Origin of the sequence: Zhongshania aliphaticivorans, from assembly GCF_902705875.1 — a bacterium.
Taxonomy (GTDB): Bacteria; Pseudomonadota; Gammaproteobacteria; order Pseudomonadales; family Spongiibacteraceae; genus Spongiibacter; species Spongiibacter aliphaticivorans_A.
Map to the genome: position 1 here is coordinate 2,369,954 of NZ_CACSIK010000001.1, position 23,336 is coordinate 2,393,289.

The following is a 23,336-nucleotide window of genomic DNA, read 5'->3' on the forward strand; positions in this document are numbered from 1 at the left end:
CCACGCACCACAGCTTACCCATAGCGGCCCTATTCACACCTTTCAAGTCTGGCGAAAATGCCCTATTTCCAGTAAGCTGCACGCCCGCTGTCACCCTGGCAACGACCATCACGCCGCGACACGCGACAATTTTGAGTGAATGATTATATGAGTTTTACCTCTCTGGGCTTATCTGCCCCAATTTTGGCGGCTATAGCCGAGCAAGGTTACGACACACCCTCCCCCATCCAAGCACAGGCCATACCCGCTGTATTGGAGGGCCGGGATGTAATGGCCGCAGCTCAGACAGGTACAGGCAAAACGGCTGGCTTCACCTTGCCCATATTAGAGCTTTTGTCTCGCGGTGAACGTGCCCAAGCAAACCAAGCACGCGTTTTGATATTAACACCCACTCGTGAATTAGCCGCGCAAGTTGGCGAAAGCGTGGCCACCTACGGCAAGCATTTGCCATTGCGTTCAGCCGTGGTCTTTGGCGGCGTTAAAATCAATCCACAAATGATGAAACTGCGCCGTGGCGTAGATGTACTCGTTGCCACCCCCGGTCGCCTACTCGATCTTTACAACCAGAATGCGGTTAAATTTCAACAGTTAGAAATTTTGGTGCTTGACGAAGCAGATCGCATGCTCGACATGGGTTTTATTCATGACATTCGCAAAATTTTGGCGGTGTTACCCAAACAGCGACAAAATCTCATGTTCTCGGCCACATTCTCAGGCGACATTCGCACCCTCGCCAAAGGATTAGTTAACAACCCAGTAGAGGTCTCCGTAAGCCCTGAGAACTCGACTGCTAAAAGCGTTAGCCAATTTATTTACCCTGTCGATAAGAGTCAAAAACCTAACTTATTAACTCACCTTATTCAAAGCAATGATTGGCAACAGGTTCTCATTTTCTCTAAGACCAAGCATGGCGCCAATCGCCTAGCCACACAGCTAGACAAAGTGGGGATTACCGCGGCAGCCATTCATGGCAATAAAAGTCAGGCAGCGCGCACCAAGGCCCTAGCCAACTTTAAAAGCGGCGCCGTTCGTGCACTAGTTGCAACTGATATTGCCGCACGGGGCTTGGATATTGACCAGCTACCCCAAGTTGTTAACTTTGATTTACCAAACGTGCCTGAAGACTATGTACACCGTATTGGCCGAACCGGCCGCGCTGGTGCAACGGGTAACGCGGTATCACTGGTATGCCTTGATGACTTCAAACTTCTCACGGATATTGAGCGTCTGATACAGGAAATATTGCCAAGGGAAGTTGTTGAAGGTTTTATTCCCACTCATCCTCTGCCCGAGTCTCGACTCAATCAGCGACCACCTCGCAAGCCTCGCCCAAAAAACCGCAGCGAGCATCGCGACGGCCAACGCCCCGCCAGCCCCCGTAGCAGAAATAGCAGACCTAATGGTAATCGCAACAAAGGCAATCAAGCCCACAGCGCACCAAAAGCTTAATCAGCTCGCGACACTCCTAACCCAGTGTCGCGCTCTCTGCTTGCTGCCACTGTCAGTTACATCTGTTTTATCCGTAAATGACTTCCCGTTTTGCAGTCGCAGCACTAAAATAAGCAGCCAATTTTCCCACTAGTAACGTAGGCATTCCCCCATGCTGGAAAAAGTATTTGAACGCATTTTATATTCTGCTCGCTGGGTGCTCGCACCCATTTACTTAGGTTTGAGCTTCGCCATATTGGCGCTAACGATTAAGTTTTTCCAAGAATTATTCCACGTCCTTCCACATATTTTTGAGACATCAGAAATGGACTTGGTTCTGTTGGTGTTATCACTCATCGATATATCGCTAGTGGGCGGATTACTTGTGATGGTGATGTTTTCAGGCTACGAAAACTTTGTCTCACAAATCGATTTAAAGGAAGGTGATCAAAAATTAGACTGGCTGGGCAAGCTGGATACCGGAAGCCTTAAAAACAAGGTTGCAGCCTCAATCGTCGCGATTTCATCCATTCACCTTCTCAAAATATTTATGAATGCCGATAAAATCGAAAATGATAAATTAATGTGGTACGTCATTATTCACTTAACGTTTGTACTTTCGGCATTTGCTATGGGCATGCTAGACAAACTCACCCGGCACAACCATTAATAAGCCCATCTAGCACCCTGTCAAAATGCATATTTTCACTGATCATGGTTTTACGACGCGTAAAAGCATCGTAAAACTGTTGGTGAGCCGAAAAAGAAAACTCATCACCCCGATGAGTATATTGGCCAATCCACGTTAGTAACATTGCCAAGTTGGCATCCTGTGCCGTCTTGGAGGCGTATTTATGTGATTCCCACGGCCTCGCTTTGGCATTTTCAATGCAGGCGTCTACGGGCAAATTTAAGAATAAAATATGATCCGCATCAGCACTAAGTAGTGCCAACAAATCGCTATAACAGCCTTCAACAACCCAGCCGCTCTCCTCGGCAGAATGACTTTGTACAAAGTTGCGCAGTTCACCTTCAACATCCTGAAGCGGTGCTCGTTGCGGCGGCGTAGTTGGTAACCATGCGAGGGTATCAAGGTCTAAATGAGCAATACCCTTGCTAGCAGCCAAGGCGCTCGCCAACGTCGACTTACCAGAACCCGAATTACCGAATATAAGAAACCGTTTACTCAACACAAACTACTCCCTGTATTCCGCCAACTAGCGCCTCACGCCCTGACACTTAACCGCGGATACGTCGCACTCTGAAATTACGCCCCTTCAATTTGCCTTCACTCAGCTTACGCAGTGCGTCAGCAGCCACATCATTGCGCACGGCAACATAAGCCGTATTATCAAAAACGTGGATTTTTCCAACATCGGTGCCAGCAATGCCATTTTGCCCTGTGAGCGCCCCTACAATATCACCGGGGCGAACCTTTTGCTTTTTACCACCATCTATCTGTAAACACGCCATAGGCGGTTTAAACGTTGGTTTATCTAGATGGTTAATATCAGGTAGGGATTCGGGGACAACTTTATTGCCACGCATCTCTTCAATACGGGCAATCTTGGCGCTTTCCTTAGCCGTGTAAAGGCTGCACGCAATGCCCTTACCGCCAGCACGACCAGTACGACCAATACGGTGGATATGCACTTCTGCATCACGGGCAATGTGGTAGTTAATCACCGCATCTAGTGCATCAATATCTAGCCCTCTCGCAGCAACGTCTGTTGCCACCAAAACCGATACGCTTTTATTCGCAAAGCGCACCAAAGTTTGGTCACGCATTTTTTGATCTAAATCACCATGGAGCGCTTGCACGCTAAAGCCTGCCTCACGTAAATCGTCGCATACTTGTTGGGTTTCATGACGGGTATTACAAAAGATAACGGTAGAATCAGGCCGGTATCTCAGTAGCAGTAATTTAACAGCGACAATACGTTGAGTATTATCCGCTACTTTAAAAAAGTGCTGGGCAATGCTGTCGTTATCATGTGTTGACTCAACCTTGACCAATAGCGGACGCTGCATAATTCGCATGGCGACATCTTGAATTTCATCAGGGTACGTCGCACTGAATAGCAAGCTTTGACGCTCTTTTGGGATATAGCCAATGATGGTATCCAGCGAATCTTGAAACCCCATCTCCAACATCCGGTCTGCTTCATCCAGCACCAAGGTATTCACATTGTCTAATTTTAGTGTGCCTTTACGCACATGCTCTTCGATACGCCCTGGGGTACCCACCACAATATGAGCACCGTGCTCTAAAGAGCCAATTTGTGGACCAAAGGGCATACCACCACACAAGGTCAACACTTTAATATTATGAATAGTGCGCGCTAGTTTACGGAGCTCTTTAGCAACTTGGTCAGCTAACTCACGCGTAGGGCACAGCACCAATGATTGAACACAAAAACGTTTTACATTGAGCTTTTGCAACTGTGTTAAACCAAACACCGCTGTTTTACCTGAACCGGTTTTACCCTGTGCGATCACATCCTTCCCGTGTAGGGTATGTGGCAAAGCTTGGGCTTGAATCGGGGTCATTTCATGATAGCCCAAGGATGTTAGGTTATCGAGTAATGCGGCGTTAAGGGGAAGGGACGAAAATGCAGTCTGACTCACGGTATTTATCCTGTAATACCGCAAAGAAAAAACGCGGCGGTAGCGCGCTGTATAGAGACAAATAATGTTACTGAAAAGAAAAAAGGGCAAGACCCTTAGGTCTTGCCCTTTTAGCATTCAATCCACTAGGGCTTGAAGCTGGCTGGAGCCCGAGAGCCCAGCCTATAGCAAATTACAGTGCTACGATGTTCTCTGCTTGAGGACCTTTTTGGCCTTGAGTAACAGTGAACTGAACGCGCTGGCCTTCAACCAAAGTTTTGAAGCCTGAACCAGAGATAGCGCTGAAGTGAGCGAAAACGTCTGGGCCAGATTCTTGCTCGATGAAGCCAAAGCCTTTAGATTCGTTGAACCATTTTACTGTGCCAGTAGTAGTAGACATAATTTTATTCCTGAAAAATATTCAAAGGTAATTTTGACCTGAAATCAGGTCGGTTAGGCTGGAAGTGATTCTATTACTTATGAAGTACAGGACGAAAACTACAGACAGGACTTCGAAATGGTGTACATAAATATAGGTCGAACTTTCTAGCTGCGACTGAGTATATAGACATTTCCGTGCTTGTCCACCCCCTAATACCCCTATTCCCGGTGTAGTTGCCTTATAAATAACCCCGCCAACCCATTTTTACGAAAACACAGTGTCAACATTAACTATGTCACGGCACTGTCATTAAAACGGCCATGCAGTTGGCCTTATTTAAGGACCTAAGAATGTCACATCAAGGCGATAAACTATGACATGAAATACACATGACACAGATTATTCGCAACTTATGTTAAAAACCAAATATCCCTCTATTAGTCTAACGATTTGCGTAATGCATCTCCTGTTATTATTTGGGCTATTAGCCGCCTTCTTTAGTGGTATGAGAATCGCGGCCGCCGGCTCTCCCGATAGCTGGGCTGCCGCCATTGATTTCTTGCTACCCCTGGGCAGCGTCTACCAATGGCATAGCTGGGTCGGTATTAGCCTTATATTCCTAGCCTTTGGATATATTGCTTATTTGGCGATGAGTCAGCGCTGGCGAAAATACATTATTAGTCCACGCAACCCTATCTATACAGCAGAAAACCTGAGCAAGCTGATTATATGGCTGGGATGGTTATTACTCGCCAGTTCATTGTTTACTGGCTACGCACTCTACAGTAATGCCGCCCCCCACCTGCAGCACCTGCTCAGAACCATTCACTACATTGCAGCTTGGAGCTACCTAAGCTATTTAATACTGCACATTGCCGCCCTAATCGCAGAGGGCGGCTGGCAACGACTCCTGAGTATTTTTCGACCAAGGCTCATGCAAACTCGCATCAGCCTCATCAGCCTCGGACTCGCCGCCATTATTGGTGTTGCAATAGTTGGACTTGGTGAAAGCGCTCAAAAAGACAGCCTGACAATACATTACAGCGCCCAAAAAATTGACCTTGACGGCGAAGCAAGAGAATCAATTTGGAATCAAATTAATCCCACGACAGTCAATACCACCAAAAGTGGCGAACAGTCTTTGCCACCATTAGCGGTCAACATTCGCGCCATTCACGACAATCACTATGTTTATTTTCTGATTAGCTGGCCGGATGCCACCCAAAGCCTAAAACACTTGCCACTGATCAAAACTGCTGAGGGTTGGAAAATCATGCAGACCCAAGCAACCGTCGCGGACGAGAACACCTTTTACGAAGACAAACTAGCCCTAATGCTTTCAGCCTCATCGGAAATTGCGGGGGCCGGCACCGTTCATTTGGGTGCCCAACCATTAAAAAACCAACCCAACCCCGCCGCCCAAAGAGGCCTACATTACACTCTAGATGGCAGCATCACCGATGTCTGGCACTGGAAAGCAGTACGTACCGGCTTGAGTATTGGCCAAGCCGATGACAATTACTTTGGGCCGCCGCTACCCTCCACCTCTGAGATTGCTCGCTATACCGGAGGTTATCAAAAAGATCCTGATTGCGAACACTTACTGCGCTGGGAAAATCACGATTACCGAGTCAAGGACGAATGCGGTGGTTACATAATGAACTGGGAATTATATGAGGAAGGCATTATTCAACCACGCCGCCTGCCCAACAACCCAAAACAAATTCAACATTTACAAACTATCAGTCTTAGCGCCGACACTAGCGATAAAGGTCGTTGGTGGATGCGATGGCAAGACACCAACCCCTATAGCACAAGTGCTGACACCCTCCCCGTGGGCAGCATCATGCCATCGGTATTATCGCTGGGTAAATTTAGCGGTGACCGAGGTGATATCGACAGCGGTGCACAATGGCGAAACGGCAGCTGGACACTGGAACTAAAACGCAAATTAAATACCGGTTCAAAATTCGACTTAGCTGTCATGGACGACGTATATTTGTGGCTGGCGGTCTTCGATCACTCGCAAATACGCCACTCTTATCATCTCCACCCACTCCGTTTGGTCCTAGAAGATGCAGATAACAACAACTAACCCGTGAGCGAAGAAGGCATAAACAAAAAAGCGATCGCACTTATCACGATGCTCGTCGTCATAATGCTAGCGTTAAATCTATTGGATAATGCAGAGCACTGGCAGTTTGATCGCGCCGCCATTCTCACTCAGAGTCAGTGGTGGCGGTTATTCACCGGCCATTGGGTGCACGCAAATACTGAGCATACGCTACTCAATCTAATGTCTTTTCTCGGCGCTTTATTCTTGCTGCCAGTTTTACGCCAGCCAGCTAGACTCATGGCCTTGATAGTATTTAGCAGCCTTGGAATTAGCATCGCGTTGCTATGCTTCAACCCTAATATGGAATACTACTTGGGGTTTTCTGGCGTGTTTTATGCGCTACTCGCTGGAGGCAGTATTGTAGCCTGGCGTCAAGCAACTGCCTGCATCATTGCGGCGTTCCTTATTGTTAAAATCACTATTGAACAGACCATTGGCCCTATGACTTACAGCACCACAATGACTGGCGGAAACGTCGCCACCGCTGCCCACCTATATGGTGTAGTCGCAGGCATCACTGTTAGCGCTACGATGATGGCCGTAATAAAAACTAAGCAACACCCCATTGCGGACTAAACGCACGATGAATGAACGACACGAGCTGCAGGTATTGGCAGCACATTATAGATTCACCCTAGCGCCCCTCGGCTAGCCCCAACCTCACGAGTAAACATAACAACGTGGCTATTCTGGTCATGAAGCTCCTCTTGCCAACCCCGCCGATATTCACCCTAACTGTTAAGCGATAACTGAGTGCCTAGGTTGATCTATACGGCACTCGATCCAAACCAAAACCTCAGTAGCATACGCAGTAATCTAGCTTAAATTGAGCTTAAAAAAAGCCCCGCATATTAGCGGGGCCTAGTTTCCAGCTACCGCGAGACTTGATCTCCGCGGAATTGCTTGGGTTTATTTCTGCTTACGAAAACGGCTCAGTCCAAGCAAAGCCACAGCAAACATTAAGAACTCATAACCACTGCTACCATACCACTTATCATCGTCTTTCTTACTTGATGAATCATCGGTCGAATCAGGATCAGTACCTGGATCCGTTCCAGGGTCTGTCCCTGGATCAGTACCGGGATCTGTACCGGGATCTGTGCCGGGATCTGTGCCGGGGTCAGTGGTCTCATCAGTAATGCTCATATCAACAAACACCAAACGATGATCTGAACTCTTAACACCGGGACCCACTAGACGATACAGCACATCAGCTTGACCAGGCCAGAACACCGCCGACTGCTCTACTTCTAAGCCGTATACCGAAGGCAATACGTAGTCAGCACGCATCATCCAATCTGCAGTGTGCATGGCCGAATAGCTATTATCAGGGTCATTTTCAACACCGCCGGTACTGCTCGGCATGGGGCTGCCATCAATAAAGCTGCTATCGGTTAACAGAGCAATCGGGTCGCCCGTGGCGTCACCTTCTACGCTGGATGCATTCAAGTCACCAAGAATCACAAATCGAGTGTCCGCCGCTAGGCCGCCAGTGGTACCCGCATCATCGTAGATATATGACGACGCCGCTGGGTTAACGTAGTCAGCCCAGAACCGAGTTTCATCATGGTTACGCTTACCGTTTCTATCTTCAGCACCATCAAACACCGGTGGCGTTGGGTGGCTAGCAAGTATATGCACAACTTGATCGCCCACTTGCACCGGCACGTCCCAATGGCTTTTTGACGACAAACGGAACACTGCCAACTCGTCAGTGGTATACCAGCTATCACCCGTATCAGGATCAACAGGTAATAAGGCATCGGGCATATCTTTCCACAAGAAGGTTTGGAAGGTACGCACGTCTTCGGTCACGATAGGATATTGCGATAACACCACCATGCCATATTGACCGGGGAATTCCCCAAAGCCGTAGGCATCGTCACCACCACTGCCTGACTCACCGTCATTATTAAAATCATAGCTCGTCATAATGCCGGTATTCGACTCCGCCAAATAGACATAGGGGTAGTCAATCACCTCTGCCCCATTTTGGCTAACGCTCAGGTACTCGTCTTGCAATGCCTGTACTGCAGAACCATCAGCAACATAATCGAACTCGTTTAGTAACAAGATCTCAGGACGTACACGTTGAATAATTTCAACCACGTTCGCAATTTGCGCATCGTCACCACTCTGCGCGTCGGTCAGGATTTGACCCTCACTGCTGCGATTTAAATAAGCATTAAAGGTCGCTACACGTATATCGCCTTGTTTTTCAGCAACCCCCTCATTTGTCGACTCAATAATAGTCACAAAATCATTTCGACTAATCATTGAGGTTTTACCGTCAGCGTCTACCACACTCAAACTAACGCTATAAACTCCGGCGGTGTCATAAGTATGGCTTGGCTCGGCAAGGTCTGACGTGTTGCCATCGCCAAAGTCCCAAGCATAAGTAAATGGCGCTTTACCGCCCGATACTGAGGCACTGAAACTGACGGGCTCAATCGTGGTATAGCTAGTTTTTGCCAGAGAGAAGCTACTGCGCAAACTTTCTTCACCGTAGTTACTCAGCACTTTAAAATTGTCTACACCAAGACGACGCCCTTCACCGCCGCCGGTTCCAACGGTGGTATAGCGGAAGGCGATATAGGCCTCGCCCGTGTATTGAGCAATACTCACAGAGTAACTATTCCAGGCGTCACTTACTTCGCCGCTTTGATCAATATCCAGGGCATCCCAAGTAACACCTTCAGCCAAGGGGTCGCCAGTACCTGAATAATTAGTCGATATTAATACTTCTAAAGCGGGACCACCGTAGTTGGTGTAGATTTCAAATTCAGCAAGCGCATTCTGCCAATTTAAAATACTTAGTTTCGGTGAAATCAACCAGTCGTCACTTACGTCATCAGCACCAAAACCGTTCGCGACCGCTCCCTGCTGCTCTTGGCGCGTCTCCACAACCCAATCCGCATTACTGCTACGTGAGTAGGCTATAAAGCTGCCCAAAGATGTTGGATCCTCAAAGGTTTCTACCACGAGCTCTCGTTGCTGCTCCACACCTTCCAACGCTTTAACGATTCGCGCATTGCCAATGCCGATCGCCGCCGCTTCACCAGGGGCGCCGCCGGTTGAGGTATAGACAAAGGCAACATGAACATTACCCTCATAGCCCGCTAGACTAATAGGCCCTATCGTCGCCCACTCATCGTAGAGGTCAGGTAACTCAATATTGAGATCAGTCCAAGTTGCGCTAGCCGGATCAGCACCGTCGACATAATCTGTCGAGATCATGATTTTCAGCGCTGGTCCGTCATACTTTTTGTAGAAATCAAACTCCAGTGCATTGTCACTACCGGCAGCCAAGCTTGTTTGTGGAAATACGAGCCAGTCATTACTTTGCTCGTTTCCAGCAGAACCGTAGCCATTAATGAAAGCGCCATCAATGCCGCCTTCTGAACCTGCCTCCCAGTTTTTATCACTGCCGCCGTCGTAATTTGTCCACTCACCTGGAATACCGCTGGCGAAATCACTACCGCTGATTTCGGCATTTTGATAAACACCACGGAGTACTATATTGTCGATTTGCCAAATTCGGCCATCACCACTGTCGCCACTATCAGAGATGTACTGGAAAGCAAAATGCACCGACTCGCCATTGATACCAGAAACATCAATTGCGGATGGCTCAAAGGTGTAAGAACCTGCTGATGGCTCGTTCCAACACATGTCATCCGCCGCGGCAGCGCATTCGGGTATTTCCAACCATGTTGCTGACGCTGGGTCAGCATTGACGTCAGGCTGGTAATCCAGAGAGTACATCACCTTAAGCAATGGTCCGCCGTAGTTGTAAGCCGCTTCAAATGCCAAGCTCGCATCGCGATAATACGCCAGCGCAAATGACGGCGTAATCAACCAATCATCACTGGCAGTATCGCCACCGTAGCCGTTGGCATGAGCGTAGAACTGACCATCGTAACTGCCTATCGACCAGTCTTTGTCGCTACTACGACTATAGGTGGTCATGTCACCGAACGTTTCGCTGTCAAAACCCTCGTCATATAAGCGTGGGATCGCATCTGATTCCGTGGCGATAAGCACCGGCTCACTCGCTGCCGCTAGGCCCGCCGCATTATAGGGACGAACACGGTACTCATAGCTCGCACCCTCTTCTAACTGACTGTCTAAATACGTCGTAGTATCCGCATCAATACGCCACGTTAAAATATCCCAGTAGCCGTGAACGTTTTTACGCTCAAGCTGATAACCCAGTTCATCGAACTCAGCAACATCATCCCAGCTTACTTCAATCTCACTGGTCGACAGCGCCGTTGCCGTTAGTGTTGTGGTCACCTCAGGAACGTCTGCCACCAGATTCGACACCACCGCTGTTAAATCCAGATCAAAGCTGACGTCAGAGCTGCCCGCGTCAGACTGATGGACTTCAACCGCAATTACGTTATCACCGGCCATTAACAAATCAGGCTGCAAGGCAAATTCGTAATACGTGCTTTCTGCCGTTCCGCCAATAGCATTCACCGCAAAAGTTGAACTGCTAATATCGCCGCTGGGCATATTATTGCGCAGTGCTTCTTGGCCGTTGATATAGACAACCGCGCCATCATCCCGCTGCAAGCGCAAGGTAAGTTTTATGACGTCTTCGGGTGAGCCCACGGTGAAATGACGACGAAAATACGAGGTGGTGAATTTATTATTATCGTCACCGCCAAAGCCAATAACCGTCGTTTCATCACCGTCGCCGTAGCCTAGAGCCGCGTGGCCAGTTGCCCATGCTGCGTCATCAATCGCATTATCCTGCCAGTTATCTGGGCTGCTGCCGTCGTCCAAGAAATGCCATAGCGCGCCACTACCCACCAGCTGTACATTATCAATATCGGCTCCAACAAAACCCGTCGCCGGCAAGGAGATAACTTCACCCGATAGCGGCTTCCAGAGTGGTAAACCGCTTGGTATAGCAAAGGCATCGGCATCTTGCTCGGCCTGAGTCAATGCCACCACGTCATCTGGGTCGGGCAAAGTACCTGCATTCATTTCAACTTCCGAGCCAAAACGAACAGTGCGAATATCAAGTTTGCTTGGTGAGGCATGAACTAACTTAAACTGCCAAAAAGAGGCACTATCCATTGTCCATGGTTTGTCGTCATCCGTAGGACGCGTGGGTGCACCCCAACTGCCCTCACCAATTAACAAGCTACCGTTCAAATCATCGCGTTTAAAATCTTGGTAACTACCCTCGCCACTGTCGAAAACAACGGGAAAGGTGTATTTCGCCATATGGGTGTCTGATTCAACTAGCACGTCGAAATTGCCGTCTACAAACGTTTGCGCCCACGCAGTAATTCGCCCCTCACCCTCAGCTTTGCCACTTGTATGTGGCCGCATTGGGCGGTGGTAACTCGCCATTTTCCATGTCGCCGTTGACGCGTTCGCGTCAGCACTCAACCAAGCGGTTTGTTCATTCCACACCGTGTCTGATTGCAGTGAATACTCACCGTAACCAACACCGGGCTCAGTTTCTGAGTTCAAGGTGTAGATACGCATCATATCGCCACCCACATTCAAACCGTAATAGGCTTTCTCGGGGACGCCAAACACGTAATTGAGCATATCGATTACGTCATTTTCATGGTTGCCGTGGCTCGCCAAAACCGGATACACCCGACCATCTGCACTGCGCGCCGACTGCCAATCTTCTAACCAAGACTCCCACTGTTCACGTGATCCAACATCGGTGAAGTCGCCATTAAACAACACAAACAAGGGTCTAATTTTACCCACCAGAGCCATACCAATCTGTCTTGGCTCTTGGTTAGTTCGCGAGTCACCACCGGCTATAAAGGTAAAGTCCACAGGGTTATTAGGGGCGGTTTTGAACCAGGAGGTCTCTGAACAGCCTTCGCTGTCGCAAATTTGATAATAGTAGGCCGTGTCCGCGTTCAGGCCAGCAATATGAGCAAGCTCACTATCTAAGGTATCGCCAATCGCATCACCCGGATGCTGTAATGAGGTGCTTTGATCAATTTCCTCACGGACCCACGCAGAACCGTCGCTCGACGTTCCGATCATAACGTGGGCGTCATCACCAGAAAGCTGTCGCCAAGCAATCGTGATTGTAGTAGCTGGATCCGCTGTCCATGCAATTCGGTGTAAATCACTGGCTGCCATGGCCTGCTGGCCATACAGGCTTATAGCTGCAATAGCCATCGCACTTAAACGATGCTTCATAAACACTCCGCTGACGAATTTAGTTAGTTTCTGGCTAGGGTCCTAGCCACAATACGAGAAACAAACTAACAAGCGGATATGACAATATCGTCGCTAGAAATTGACGGTTCAAAGACAGTTTAATGACAAACAAAAAAGAGTTTGAAAAGGGGCAGGTGAATCAGAATGGAGGGGTTATCCCTCCCAAAAATCACATCAAGTGATGTTGCGCCCTGCAAACGGTTGCAACATCACTTCAGGAGAACACCGTTAACACTGCAGGCGACATTCCGCCAAGGACTCCTCATCTAAATAAGTCACAGTGGCAGTGTTAAAATTAAGATCGACAAAAAGATGGCAATAATATTCACCATGTCGCCAACCCATAGACACACTGGAGTCGTTGGAATAGCCCAACTCAAAATGGCCATCAAATGCGGGATAATTACTTCTGAATCGCATCAATGCCAGTAAGCGCTGCACTACCGGTTGCTCAACTGCCTCATCAATTTCATCCATACTATAAAAATGACGATTGATATCTCTGAGCTCACCAGTTTCGTCCATCAACTCATTATCGTTACAGCCCGCCAAAAGCCCAACGTAATAAACCTGAGGTATTCCCGGCGAAAAGAACTGAATCGCCCGAGCTGCCAGATAAGCATCGTCGTTGCGCATCATGGCGTCATAAAAAGTACAGGTTAATTGGTAGATTGCCCCAACGCTGTGGATATTGGCAGCCGAACGTCGCAATATCGGGTCAGCACTACGACTAGAAATATTATCGATCAGTGCGCGTATTTTTTCCTCAGGTAGCACCCCTTCAACATCCGGAATACAAATACCATCGTGGGTATCTAATACGGTAACCATATTTCGCGGGCACATACGCAGCCAGTTTTTAAGGTACACGCTATTAGCGTCAAGCAATGAAAACAACAACAGCGGCGGCAAAGCAAAACCGTAAGGGTGCATATTTCGGCGGCTTATGGCGTATTGATAACTGCTGTGATCATGGACCTCTGGCAGGACTTCTGCGCCATGTAAATGCGCAACGCCGTTTATCCAGTCAAGATTGCGATAGACATCGGGCTCAACCAAAAAACAACTCGTGCCTATACGCTTGGTGGTGTAACCAAAAGCGTCCAGCCGAAAGAGGTTCACCCCCCGCTGCGCCAAAAAGCCAATATAATTTTCCATCAATTGATACGTCAGCTCTGACTCATAATTTAAGTCGATCTGATGTTCGGTGAAGGTACACCACACTCGCCCCGTACTGCCATCAGCAAAATCAACTCGGCGAAAAGGCTCCTTCTCTTTACGAATATGGATTTTGGCTAAATCATCTGGCGTAATCTCGCCAAACTTATCAACGTGAACAAATAGATCCGCGTATTCAGAGTCGTAGCCTTTGGCGATAAAATCTTTAAACTCTTCAGACTCGTCGGAGATATGATTAACCGTCACATCGCAGCACAAATCGTACTTAGAAGAAATCCGCTCAATGTCTTCCCAAGTCCCGTATTCAGGATCAACCTCTTTATGGGTTAGCGGCGAAAAACCGGCATCCGCGTTGGAAGGGAAAAAAGGTAAAATGTGCACACCACCAATAGCATCTGAAAAATGCCGCTCAATCACGGTGTGTAAATCTTTGAGGTCATTACCAAGACGATTAGGATAACAAATCATCTGCACAGCATTGCGCAAGGCCATACGACGGCTCCAGTCTGTGAGGGATACTCAACCATAACCACTGCGCTGCAAGCATGCAAATAACTGGTGCACTCAAGGGCAATAAAAGCCGTTTTTTTAGCCTTTCACTCAGATAAATAACGCAAACTGTCCAAACTCCTATCGAGCTCCCACCAAAACACAGGGGCGCTTGCGAAGAATTAGCTAACTCATCTGTCCTATTACTTTAATACAGGTAGCATCAAATCATGAAAATTAGCTTTCATCAGGCTAGGACTCAATCCTGTCCAGCGTTTGAATGCACGCCGAAAATTACTGCTATCATGGAAGTGCAAACGTGCCGCAGCATCATCAACCGTCGCCTGTTTTAAAAGCAGTTCAATCAATGCTAATTCGAGATGAAAACTATCTAATTGTTGCTGAAAAGAGAGCCCATGTTCACGTAAACGACGCTTTAAGGTTGCTTGACTAACACCCAGCGCCTCGGAACAGCCAGCAAGGTCGGATTGAAGACCATGTTGACGAGCAAATAATTCTCGTAGACGTTGAGAGAGGTAAGGTGGCGCAGAGAGCAAAGCATCGCACTCGGCAATAGCTACACGACCACGCAAACTTTGACATTCAGCTGCGCTTTCTTTATTAACTATTTCAATACGTACGCCGTCGAAGGGCGCACTAAAACAACATATACCTTGTAAATGCGCAGTAAAATTCTCGCGCCCCGCCCCCTCCCTCGCACTAAAAAAGTAACGCAACTCACCAACACCGGAAAAACGCGTAATCATACTAGTTAATGACGTCATGGCCGCAACCAGCGCAATATTATCTACTCGCTCAAACGCCGAGGGACTAATCATTAACAGCAGCTTATTTTCGGTAGATTCCACCAACCGCATAGTGAGCGCGGGTGAAATGATGGCCGAATAGTTACATAGCAAGGACAATAGTGGCGTTAACGCGGTATAACTATCAACTAAGGTCACAACAGGACCCAAGCCATGCTGCAACAGTTGATGCCCCAGCTGAAAAGGAAAGTCTGAACCCGGCCACAAATTATTAGCATTTAATAACAATTGTTGGAATTGGCGTAGACTAAGGTATCGACCAGTAAACGGTAAATCGCTGGCAAACAGCGCCGTATTTTGTAATAAAGCATGGGGATTAATGCCTCGAGCCGCGCATAAGTCCAGCACTGCCACCGGTTGCAACCACGCAGGAATAACCTTATCCGTTGCGACAATATAAGAATTAGTGTTCATTATCGCGTCGCTTTGTAGCCAATATTTCGGCATTAGCACGAGCTAGTAATCCAGCAGCATCTTCACCAGGGCTCGACTCCACCACCGCTAAACGCACAGCAATTTCAAAACTGTCTCCCGTACGATGATATAAGGCAAGTTGAATTGCCTCACTGAGAAGCCGCCCTAATGCCCCTTGCAAGCCGGGGCGTTCGGTGGGGCCAGCAATAACCACAAAGCGATCACCACCGTAGCGACACACCAAAGCTTCTTCTGGTACGGCGGCCACCAACGTCGCCGCGACACGATTTAATACTGCATCGCCACAGGCAAATCCATGCAGGCGATTCACCGCACTAAAATTATCTAAATCAATCAACCAAAGAGAGACCGCTTTGGTCTCACTCAAGGCATCCGCCAAGGCATGGCGACAATAGCTGCCACTGTATAAATCTGTAACAGGGTCAATATCCCGATGATCACGCACCCCAGCTTCACGGCGCAACTGTTGGCGCGCGAATACCCGCTGCTCTTGACTAAGCGCAATCACAGCATAAGTAATCAGTAATACCGCCAATGGCGTAACCACAGACTCTAAAGAAGCCCCCCACCCCGAACCACCCAAGCGGATAAACTCATCCAATACATCAAGATAAAAACCAAAACCTAAGCTACCAAACCCCGCCAACAAACATTGTGTGACTGGGCCTGGTGGCCGCCACTGCAATAAAAAATGCAGCCAACTTAATACAGCAACCACCACCATGCCTTCTCCGGCAACATCCAGCCAATCAATGTCTGACCACGCTTTAAGCTCTCCGGTAATTGATGCCGCTAAAGCGAATAAAACGCAACCCAATGCCATGGCGCCATAGACGCGGCCATAGCGATAACGTCCAGCTGACTTCAGTGCTGGTACTTTGTGATGCAAGCCCTGCCAGTCAGAAAAGCTCAGCGAATTTTCTTTTTTCATACTTTTACCTTCAACAATGACACCGCTTTTAAGATCTGACGCCTCCGCAAGCCGTCTTATTGCCACCCAGTGTAGCCAGGAACCCCGTTAACAAAAGGTCATATCAGCTCAAAACCAGCCCTAAACGACGAAATAACCACGTCTACAGCCAAAGCCACCAAACAACGTCAATAAAGTGTCACACAGCAATATTAAGGTGCTGTGTCATTACTCGGTAAACATTTCACTTTAAAGGAATACACCATGAATCCGGCTAGCCGTAATCGCTCAACTACACTCACATTAAGTTTAATCGCGTCAGCCGTTGCCATGGCGCTTGGAAATCACAGTGCCCTAGCCCAAGAGCAAGCCCAAACTAGCCAAATGGAAAATGTGCAGGTCATTGCAAAGCGAGTGGTTAAGCGTAACCACGTCAACACCCCTGCACCCAAGCTGGTCTACGATGCAGACTTTTTCCAACGCTTTGAACCAATTTCAGTGGGTGACATGCTAAAGCGGGTACCGGGTGTCACGTTTAACAGTGACGTCGGTGAATACGATCTCCCCCGTTTACGTGGCTTAGACTCCCGCTACACCCAAGTCTTAATTAATGGCCGCCGCATGCCTGGTGAAGAAAATAGTGGCGCTATTGCTGTTGATAGAATCCCTGCTGAAATGGTCGAAAAAATTGAAATCATACGCAGTCCAAGCAGTGACATCAGCAGCCAAGGCATTGGCGGTTCTTTAAATATTATTTTAAAAGATGGTGCTCGCCATGAAGGTGGTATTTGGCGAGTAGGCGCAGTGAACATGAAAGAAAATCGCGGCAGCGGATTTATAGGCATGTCGGGTGTGAGCGATAAAATCGAATACGGATTCTCCATCAATGTCCAAGAGCGCTACAACCCTAAAAGCAAGGTTGCCGGCGCCCAAGAAGGCGATGAACGCGAAGAGGTTAAAGAGAGTGATGTTAGGGATAGCCGCGACGTAGCCCTAGCTGCAGACATGGCTTTTCAACTAAGTAAAGACGGAAAATTACGTTTCAATATTTTACATATGGATACTCAGCGAGAAGAAAAAGAAGATACTCGCGTTACCGCGTTAAAACGTGCCGACAGCAACTCCCCCTTCACGGTGGACGAGGTAGTTAATGAAAGCCAGCTTGAAGATATCGATCAAAGCAACACCAGTTTTGGAATGGATTACGCGCTAAAAACCAGCGCTGGTGAGCTGAACATTTACGCTAGCAGCCACCAGTTTAAACAAGATAAAAACGAAACCAATTTTGAAGCGGATTTTGGTGACCCGCTAGAGTTGGACGAACGGGAAATTACCGACATTGACGATACCGAAAACCGTCTTGGTGTAAATTGGAAACACCAATTTTCCACAGTCGAATCTAAAATAGGTATGGAGTATGTTAATAAAACGCGGGACTTTAATGTCGCCGTCCTAGACGATGATGGCAATCTCGATGACGAAAACGACGAATTTGCTGATTTTGAAGTCGATGATCAAGGTCTTAACCTGTTTGCCAGCGGTAGCTGGGCTTTACGAGATGACCTTGAACTTGAACTCGGTTTGCGGGCGGAATATCGTGATATTGAAATTACTGGTCGTGACTTTAACGGCAACATCACCCGCAGCAGTGACGATCGCATTGACTATAATCCCTCTGCTCATATTCGTTGGCATATGAACGAGCAAGACCAATTTCGCGCCAGTATTGCCCGTACTCTACGCCGGCCACAATTTGATCAATTAAACCCCGTGGAACTGACCATCGACGATGAGAAATTCCGCGGCAATAGTGATCTTGATCCAGAAAGCGCTGTAGGTATAGACCTTGGTTATGATCACTTTATTGCTGATAGCGGCGTTATTGGAATCAACTTTTTCTACCGTGAGGTAGAGGATCTTATTGAGTACACCCAAAGCGACATTACCGTGGGAGGAACTGACTTTGAACTTCGTCAGGCCATCAATAATCGCAATACCGGAAAAATAATGGGCGTAGAGTTTGATTTCAGCGCGCCAATGACCTTAATCAACGCCCCATCAGCGCAAGCATTTTTCAACCTAACACTACTCGATTCAGAAGTGAAAGATGACTACTTTGAGGGTCTAGAAAGACGTTTCAGTGGCCAAGCTAAATATGTATACAACCTAGGCTTTGAGCATGAATTGGCTGCCCTTCAAGCCAGTTACGGTGTTAGCTATCAACAGCAGGGAGACAGCGAGGAATTCGAAGGTAACGAAATCAACCGCATTAGCTACGATGGTAACTTAGAAATTTTCATAGAAAAACGTTTTGACAATAACAACTACGCCCTGCGCTTATCCGGTCAGAACTTGCTAGACGCCGAGAAGAACGAACTAATTCGCCAATATGATGATAGCGCGGCCTTGAGTAGCGGCCAATACGAATCAACAGAAACGGAGGTAGAAAACACGTCCCCCGCAATTTTATTAACACTGCGTGGCAGTTTCTAAATTTACGTTTATAACAATGACCGCAAGCTGTTCTTTAGCTCACAACCTGTGATTATTATTTGGATTATTTATGAAACATATTAGCAAATATCTTTTACTTGCCTGCGTGATAAGCAGTAGCGCTTGCTCGCTATTACCTACAGCACAAAACGCCAATAGCAGCACAATCAGTTTTAATAAGCAGCATATCCTACAAGAAGGTAAGTCAATCTATCGTAGCCATGAAGAAATTGAAGCCGTTGCGGCAACAACTGACTGGCTTGTCTGGGCAGAAGACCCGCGTCGAGAACTTTGGATCGCGCCAGCTAACAGTACAGCTTTAGCGGCAACACACCTTGCCACACTAGAGCATGGCGTAGACGGCATTTGTGTTGCCCCAATGTCCGAGACAACCCTAGATGTGTTTATCAGTGATGGTGATGGTGGCATGCATCACTACTGGGTAGACCCACAGCAAAAAACCATAAACTCGGTACGCCGCTTGGCCACCAACCCCGACGTAGAGCGCTGTGTAATTAGCAATGATGCATTGATCTACCAAGATCCATATTTGGGTACGATGAGTATTGACCGCAACCCAGAAACCGACCCTGTTATACGCCCTACCGATACAGCAAAACAAGGCAAGTTCATTGCACAACTGTCACCCGCGTCTGAGTCTAGCGTCATACCAAATACGCTTTCTCTCATCGAAGCAGTCATACCAACTATTAGCGCAGATATTGAGACCGACTCGGTCGATCGCGCTGGAGACGCAGCAGATGACCCTGCCATTTTATTATCTAAGCAGGGAACATTGTGGATCGCCGGCACAGATAAGCAACAAGGCTTGCGGATATATAATGCCCAAGGCAAACAAATCCACTTTCTTAATCGTGGCCGTTTAAACAATGTCGACAGCCTCGAAATTGACAACCATCGATTTTTGCTCACTGCCACCAATCGCACCACACATAGCATTGATACTTTCATTGCTGAACCCGATAAAAACCATATTAAATTTCTGTCAGCCATTCCCTTAGCGATGGATGATCCCTATGGTCTTTGCATGGCTGAAATTAACGGTAATGTTGCCGTGTTTGCTGGTGACTCTGAAGGCCTAGTGCAATATTGGCAATTGAGTAGTGATTATCAAAACGGCGAAATGCTCAATGAATACCACTTCGACTCCCAGACCGAAGGCTGTGTTTATAACACCGCAGATCAACAGCTTTACGTAGGCCAAGAGGACACCGGTATTTGGAAAATAGCACCAGAAAATGGTGAAAGAGACTTAATTGAATCAATGACATCGGGGAACCTTGTCGCTGATGTCGAAGGATTGGATATTTACTACGGTGAGAAAAACTACTTGATTGCGTCAAGCCAAGGCGATGACAGCTATGTGGTATATCAACTGGCACCGTGGAAAATGTTAAGTAAATTCCGCATTGGTGCCAACTCAGACCTAGGACTAGACGGCGCATCAGAAACTGATGGTTTGGCCGTTACCGCTAATCCTATTGCAGGCTACCCTAACGGCATATTAGTGGTACAAGATGGCCGCAATATGAGTCCAGCAGCTAATCAAAACTTCAAAATTATCAATTGGCAAAAAGTAGACAAGCTACTTAAATAGTAGCAAACCACTATAAAGTGCAGAGCAAGATTAATTTTGCTCCGCACCTTACTTTCTATTTTTTACATAGACTAGCTTTTAAATTTATACCTAAATCGCTGATTGCACTCGCATCTTGATTGGCCTATTCAAAAAAAACAACGCCACGGCATCGCCTTTCTTAAAGATTACTCCAGATAATTCTGTAACTTGTAATACTGTTCTAGAAAAAAGCTCAACAGATGTTACCCAACGTATACATTTACCGGCAGCACTGCCCGCGGTAGCCATGATTGCCTATTTAGAGCGGACTATTGCAGAGCAAAACCTCAGCTTACTAGGTCAATCACAAGCCACCGAGTCAGGCACGCTAAGTGTTACTTTCCCACTAAGCCACCTTAGTAGGAATGTCTTCACTTAAATCAGCCGCGCCGCTTCGACTGGCCTCAACCGCACTCATAAATTCGTCACTCCACACTTTTATATCATTGTGACGAACCACTTCATAAGCCTCGCGCATACGACTACGCGCCTCATCACGCTTCAAAGTAAGGGCTAAATAACAGGTTTTAACCAGCTCTGTACGGTCATGGGGGTTGGCCAATATGGGGCCTCGCAATTCAGCTGCTGCACCGGCAAACTCCGATAAAACCAATACACCTGCACCGTCGGTCATTCCTTGAGTCGCTATATACTCCTTCGCCACCAAGTTCAGCCCATCGCGCAAGGGCGTAATCCACATTACGTCAGCCATACTGTAGTAAGCCACCAACTCGGCAAAGGGTAGGCTGCGGAAAAAGAACTGCAACGGCGTCCAACCCACCTTGGCAAACCGGCCATTAATCCGCCCCACGGCTTGTTCAATTTGGCTTTGTAGATCACGATAAATCGTCATTTCGCTGGCCGCGGGAACACACACCATCATTAAGGTTACTTTATCGTGTAGGTCAGGGTATTCATCCAGCAACCTCTCGTAGGCCTCAAGTTGTTCCAATATACCCTTGGTATAGTCAAGCCTGCCTACCGACAATATCATTCGTGTGCTATGTAACTCCTGACGCAGCTCCTCCATTCGCTGCTGTACTTTCACATCCTGTAATGCACTTTCTACTCGTTTTAAATCTAGACCAACTGGGTGAGCTCCCAACCGAATGAGACGGTCATTGACTTTAATTTCCGTGCTCATTTCATCAAGCCCCACCGCGCAACCGTAGGTAAAAAATCGCGGTGCACAGTTCATTTCGGCCGTGACCTCAAGCGGTGTCACACCTCGAGCAACATCCACAAAGTTTTCGGACTGACGAGGAATATGAAAGCCAATATAGTCACATTGCAACAAGCTACCAATAATATCTCGACGCCAAGGAATGACGTTAAAGACATCAGCAGAGGGGAAATAAGTATGATGAAAAAAGGCAATAACCACATCTGGGCGTAACTCGCGTAAAAACGCCGGCACCATCCACAAATTATAATCGTGAATCCACACCGTGGCCCCCTCTGCCGCTTCCACAGCAGCGGCCTCGGCAAAGCGTCTATTCACATCGAGAAAGATCTCCCAGTGGTCTTCTCTAAACGTTGCCCGCTCCCAAAATGTGTGTAAGGTAGGCCAAAACGCCTCTTTCGAAAATTTCTTATAAAACACATCAACATCGCTTTTACTCAGCGCTACCCGCGATGCAACTAAATTTGGATACTGGGCTACATCAACCTCAGTATGGGTTTCAAACTTGCCATCCTCAGGCTCATGTACCGACCACGCCACCCATGAACCGGCTCGACCATCGGCAAAAAAGCTCATTAACGTCGGGATTATGCCATTGGGTGAGGTTGGTTTACGGCGAATGGTCACCCCATTCTCTCGTAATTCCTCATAAGGTAGCCGGTGATACACGATCACCAGATCAGACTTTCCCGGCACCGCTACATCGCGCTGCTCTGCCTCCATACCTGCTGTACCAAGAAAACCAAAATGCTCAAACGCTTGTAAGATCCCGCCACAACCTGGCTCATCGGCATGAAATACTCGCGCCCGATTTTCCGTGCCCTGCAATAACGCTGGCTCAGACTCTCCCACGCAGACACCAATAAACCCATGCTCATACATTGAGAGGTCATTAAGGGTATCCCCTGCAACCAAGACATCCTCGTCACTCAAGCCCAGCAGTTTAACCAAACCACGTAACGTTGAGCCCTTATTCACCCCTTTGGGTAAAATATCCAAATATAGGCCAGCAGAATAGAGAAGGTCACAATCTAAACCGCGAACCGCTTCTTCAAGCTCATCACTGATAGCCGCAGCATCGCAGAAAAAAGAAAAACGACGTTCTTGGGGAACATCTTGACGTTGCAAGTTGGGAATATGCGCCACGGCCTGCTCGACCACATGATCACCAGGCCAGAATTTATCTATATCACCTTGAAGAGGCTGAATCGCCTGTTGGGTATGCCCATCAACTACCGTGCAGCCCACATCACAAATTATATAATCAGGCTCAGGGATTGTAGGGTCAGAGAGTAGCGGAAGCACTGATTCAAGTCCGCGACCAGTGACAAAAGCCAGCTTGATTTCGGGATGAGCCGCAATAAGCTGATAGAGTTTAAGGCGTTGTTCATTATCGCCTGCGAGAAACGTACCGTCTAAATCTGTTGCTAAAAGCATT

14 protein-coding genes are annotated in these 23,336 nt (G+C 47.7%); 6 read left to right on the forward strand and 8 right to left on the reverse strand.

Translation table 11 applies throughout. The features are described 5' to 3' along the window. The first annotated feature begins 147 nt into the window (after positions 1-147). A complete protein-coding gene (locus AELLOGFF_RS10865) occupies positions 148-1,449 on the forward strand; it encodes a DEAD/DEAH box helicase (RefSeq protein WP_159268766.1) in 1,302 nt (433 codons plus the stop codon). 154 nt (positions 1,450-1,603) lie between these two features. Then, entirely contained in the window at positions 1,604-2,098 is a 495-nt protein-coding gene (locus AELLOGFF_RS10870; RefSeq protein WP_159269369.1) for a TIGR00645 family protein, read from the forward strand. Here AELLOGFF_RS10870 and AELLOGFF_RS10875 read toward each other — a convergent pair. From AELLOGFF_RS10875 to AELLOGFF_RS10885, 3 genes are all read right to left on the reverse strand, one after another. Beyond that, a complete protein-coding gene (locus AELLOGFF_RS10875) occupies positions 2,079-2,621 on the reverse strand; it encodes an AAA family ATPase (protein WP_235035662.1) in 543 nt (180 codons plus the stop codon). The genes AELLOGFF_RS10870 and AELLOGFF_RS10875 overlap by 20 nt on opposite strands. Before the next feature lie 46 nt (positions 2,622-2,667). Next, the gene (gene dbpA, locus AELLOGFF_RS10880; protein ID WP_159268767.1) at positions 2,668-4,056 is read right to left on the reverse strand and encodes an ATP-dependent RNA helicase DbpA; all 1,389 of its coding nucleotides are present in this window, start codon (positions 4,054-4,056) and stop codon (positions 2,668-2,670) included. Between the two features lie 172 nt (positions 4,057-4,228). Continuing rightward, complete coding sequence (locus tag AELLOGFF_RS10885) at positions 4,229-4,435, reverse strand: cold-shock protein (RefSeq protein ID WP_008251819.1); 207 nt, start codon at positions 4,433-4,435, stop codon at positions 4,229-4,231. Between the two features lie 439 nt (positions 4,436-4,874). Here AELLOGFF_RS10885 and AELLOGFF_RS10890 point away from each other — a divergent pair, with 439 nt between their 5' ends. Together AELLOGFF_RS10890 and rrtA are read left to right on the forward strand one after the other, a co-directional pair. Next, on the forward strand, positions 4,875-6,512 hold the full coding sequence (locus AELLOGFF_RS10890) for an ethylbenzene dehydrogenase-related protein (RefSeq protein ID WP_159268768.1): 1,638 nt from the start codon (positions 4,875-4,877) through the stop codon (positions 6,510-6,512). A gap of 3 nt (positions 6,513-6,515) precedes the next feature. Continuing rightward, positions 6,516-7,109, forward strand: coding sequence for a rhombosortase (gene rrtA / locus AELLOGFF_RS10895; protein ID WP_159268769.1), 594 nt, complete (start codon positions 6,516-6,518; stop codon positions 7,107-7,109). Between the two features lie 333 nt (positions 7,110-7,442). On the opposite strand, the gene AELLOGFF_RS10900 is transcribed toward rrtA, so the two are convergent. The 4 genes from AELLOGFF_RS10900 to AELLOGFF_RS10915 all read right to left on the reverse strand — a co-directional run bounded on the left by AELLOGFF_RS10900 (position 7,443) and on the right by AELLOGFF_RS10915 (position 16,604). Further along, positions 7,443-12,722 (reverse strand): choice-of-anchor J domain-containing protein, encoded by a 5,280-nt coding sequence (locus AELLOGFF_RS10900; RefSeq protein ID WP_159268770.1) that lies wholly within the window; start codon positions 12,720-12,722, stop codon positions 7,443-7,445. 249 nt (positions 12,723-12,971) lie between these two features. Further along, entirely contained in the window at positions 12,972-14,414 is a 1,443-nt protein-coding gene (gene gtfA, locus AELLOGFF_RS10905; RefSeq protein ID WP_159268771.1) for a sucrose phosphorylase, read from the reverse strand. Between the two features lie 200 nt (positions 14,415-14,614). Further along, positions 14,615-15,652: a helix-turn-helix domain-containing protein gene (locus AELLOGFF_RS10910; RefSeq protein ID WP_159268772.1), complete on the reverse strand. Its 1,038-nt coding sequence runs from the start codon at positions 15,650-15,652 to the stop codon at positions 14,615-14,617. After that, the gene (locus tag AELLOGFF_RS10915; protein WP_159268773.1) at positions 15,642-16,604 is read right to left on the reverse strand and encodes a GGDEF domain-containing protein; all 963 of its coding nucleotides are present in this window, start codon (positions 16,602-16,604) and stop codon (positions 15,642-15,644) included. The genes AELLOGFF_RS10910 and AELLOGFF_RS10915 overlap by 11 nt, the downstream gene beginning before the upstream one ends. Positions 16,605-16,847: 243 nt before the next feature. Between AELLOGFF_RS10915 and AELLOGFF_RS10920 the strand changes: the two genes are divergently transcribed. Both AELLOGFF_RS10920 and AELLOGFF_RS10925 read left to right on the forward strand, forming a co-directional pair. Then, on the forward strand, positions 16,848-19,076 hold the full coding sequence (locus AELLOGFF_RS10920) for a TonB-dependent receptor plug domain-containing protein (RefSeq protein WP_235035663.1): 2,229 nt from the start codon (positions 16,848-16,850) through the stop codon (positions 19,074-19,076). A 70-nt stretch (positions 19,077-19,146) separates the two neighbouring features. Further along, on the forward strand, positions 19,147-20,694 hold the full coding sequence (locus AELLOGFF_RS10925; RefSeq protein ID WP_159268774.1) for a phytase: 1,548 nt from the start codon (positions 19,147-19,149) through the stop codon (positions 20,692-20,694). A 367-nt stretch (positions 20,695-21,061) separates the two neighbouring features. Here AELLOGFF_RS10925 and ggpS read toward each other — a convergent pair whose 3' ends face one another. Next, positions 21,062-23,335: a glucosylglycerol-phosphate synthase gene (ggpS, locus tag AELLOGFF_RS10930; protein ID WP_159268775.1), complete on the reverse strand. Its 2,274-nt coding sequence runs from the start codon at positions 23,333-23,335 to the stop codon at positions 21,062-21,064. Position 23,336 lies beyond the last annotated feature (1 nt).

What these genes read in the sequence shown, in the direction of transcription:
- AELLOGFF_RS10865 (WP_159268766.1), top strand. Translation starts at nt 148, where the DNA reads ATGAGTTTTACCTCTCTGGGCTTATCTGCCCCAATTTTGGCGGCTATA.
- AELLOGFF_RS10885 (WP_008251819.1), bottom strand. Translation starts at nt 4,435, where the DNA reads ATGTCTACTACTACTGGCACAGTAAAATGGTTCAACGAATCTAAAGGC.
- AELLOGFF_RS10890 (WP_159268768.1), top strand. Translation starts at nt 4,875, where the DNA reads ATGCATCTCCTGTTATTATTTGGGCTATTAGCCGCCTTCTTTAGTGGT.
- AELLOGFF_RS10900 (WP_159268770.1), bottom strand. Translation starts at nt 12,722, where the DNA reads ATGAAGCATCGTTTAAGTGCGATGGCTATTGCAGCTATAAGCCTGTAT.
- gtfA (WP_159268771.1), bottom strand. Translation starts at nt 14,414, where the DNA reads ATGGCCTTGCGCAATGCTGTGCAGATGATTTGTTATCCTAATCGTCTT.
- AELLOGFF_RS10910 (WP_159268772.1), bottom strand. Translation starts at nt 15,652, where the DNA reads ATGAACACTAATTCTTATATTGTCGCAACGGATAAGGTTATTCCTGCG.
- AELLOGFF_RS10915 (WP_159268773.1), bottom strand. Translation starts at nt 16,604, where the DNA reads ATGAAAAAAGAAAATTCGCTGAGCTTTTCTGACTGGCAGGGCTTGCAT.
- AELLOGFF_RS10920 (WP_235035663.1), top strand. Translation starts at nt 16,848, where the DNA reads ATGAATCCGGCTAGCCGTAATCGCTCAACTACACTCACATTAAGTTTA.
- AELLOGFF_RS10925 (WP_159268774.1), top strand. Translation starts at nt 19,147, where the DNA reads ATGAAACATATTAGCAAATATCTTTTACTTGCCTGCGTGATAAGCAGT.
- ggpS (WP_159268775.1), bottom strand. Translation starts at nt 23,335, where the DNA reads ATGCTTTTAGCAACAGATTTAGACGGTACGTTTCTCGCAGGCGATAAT.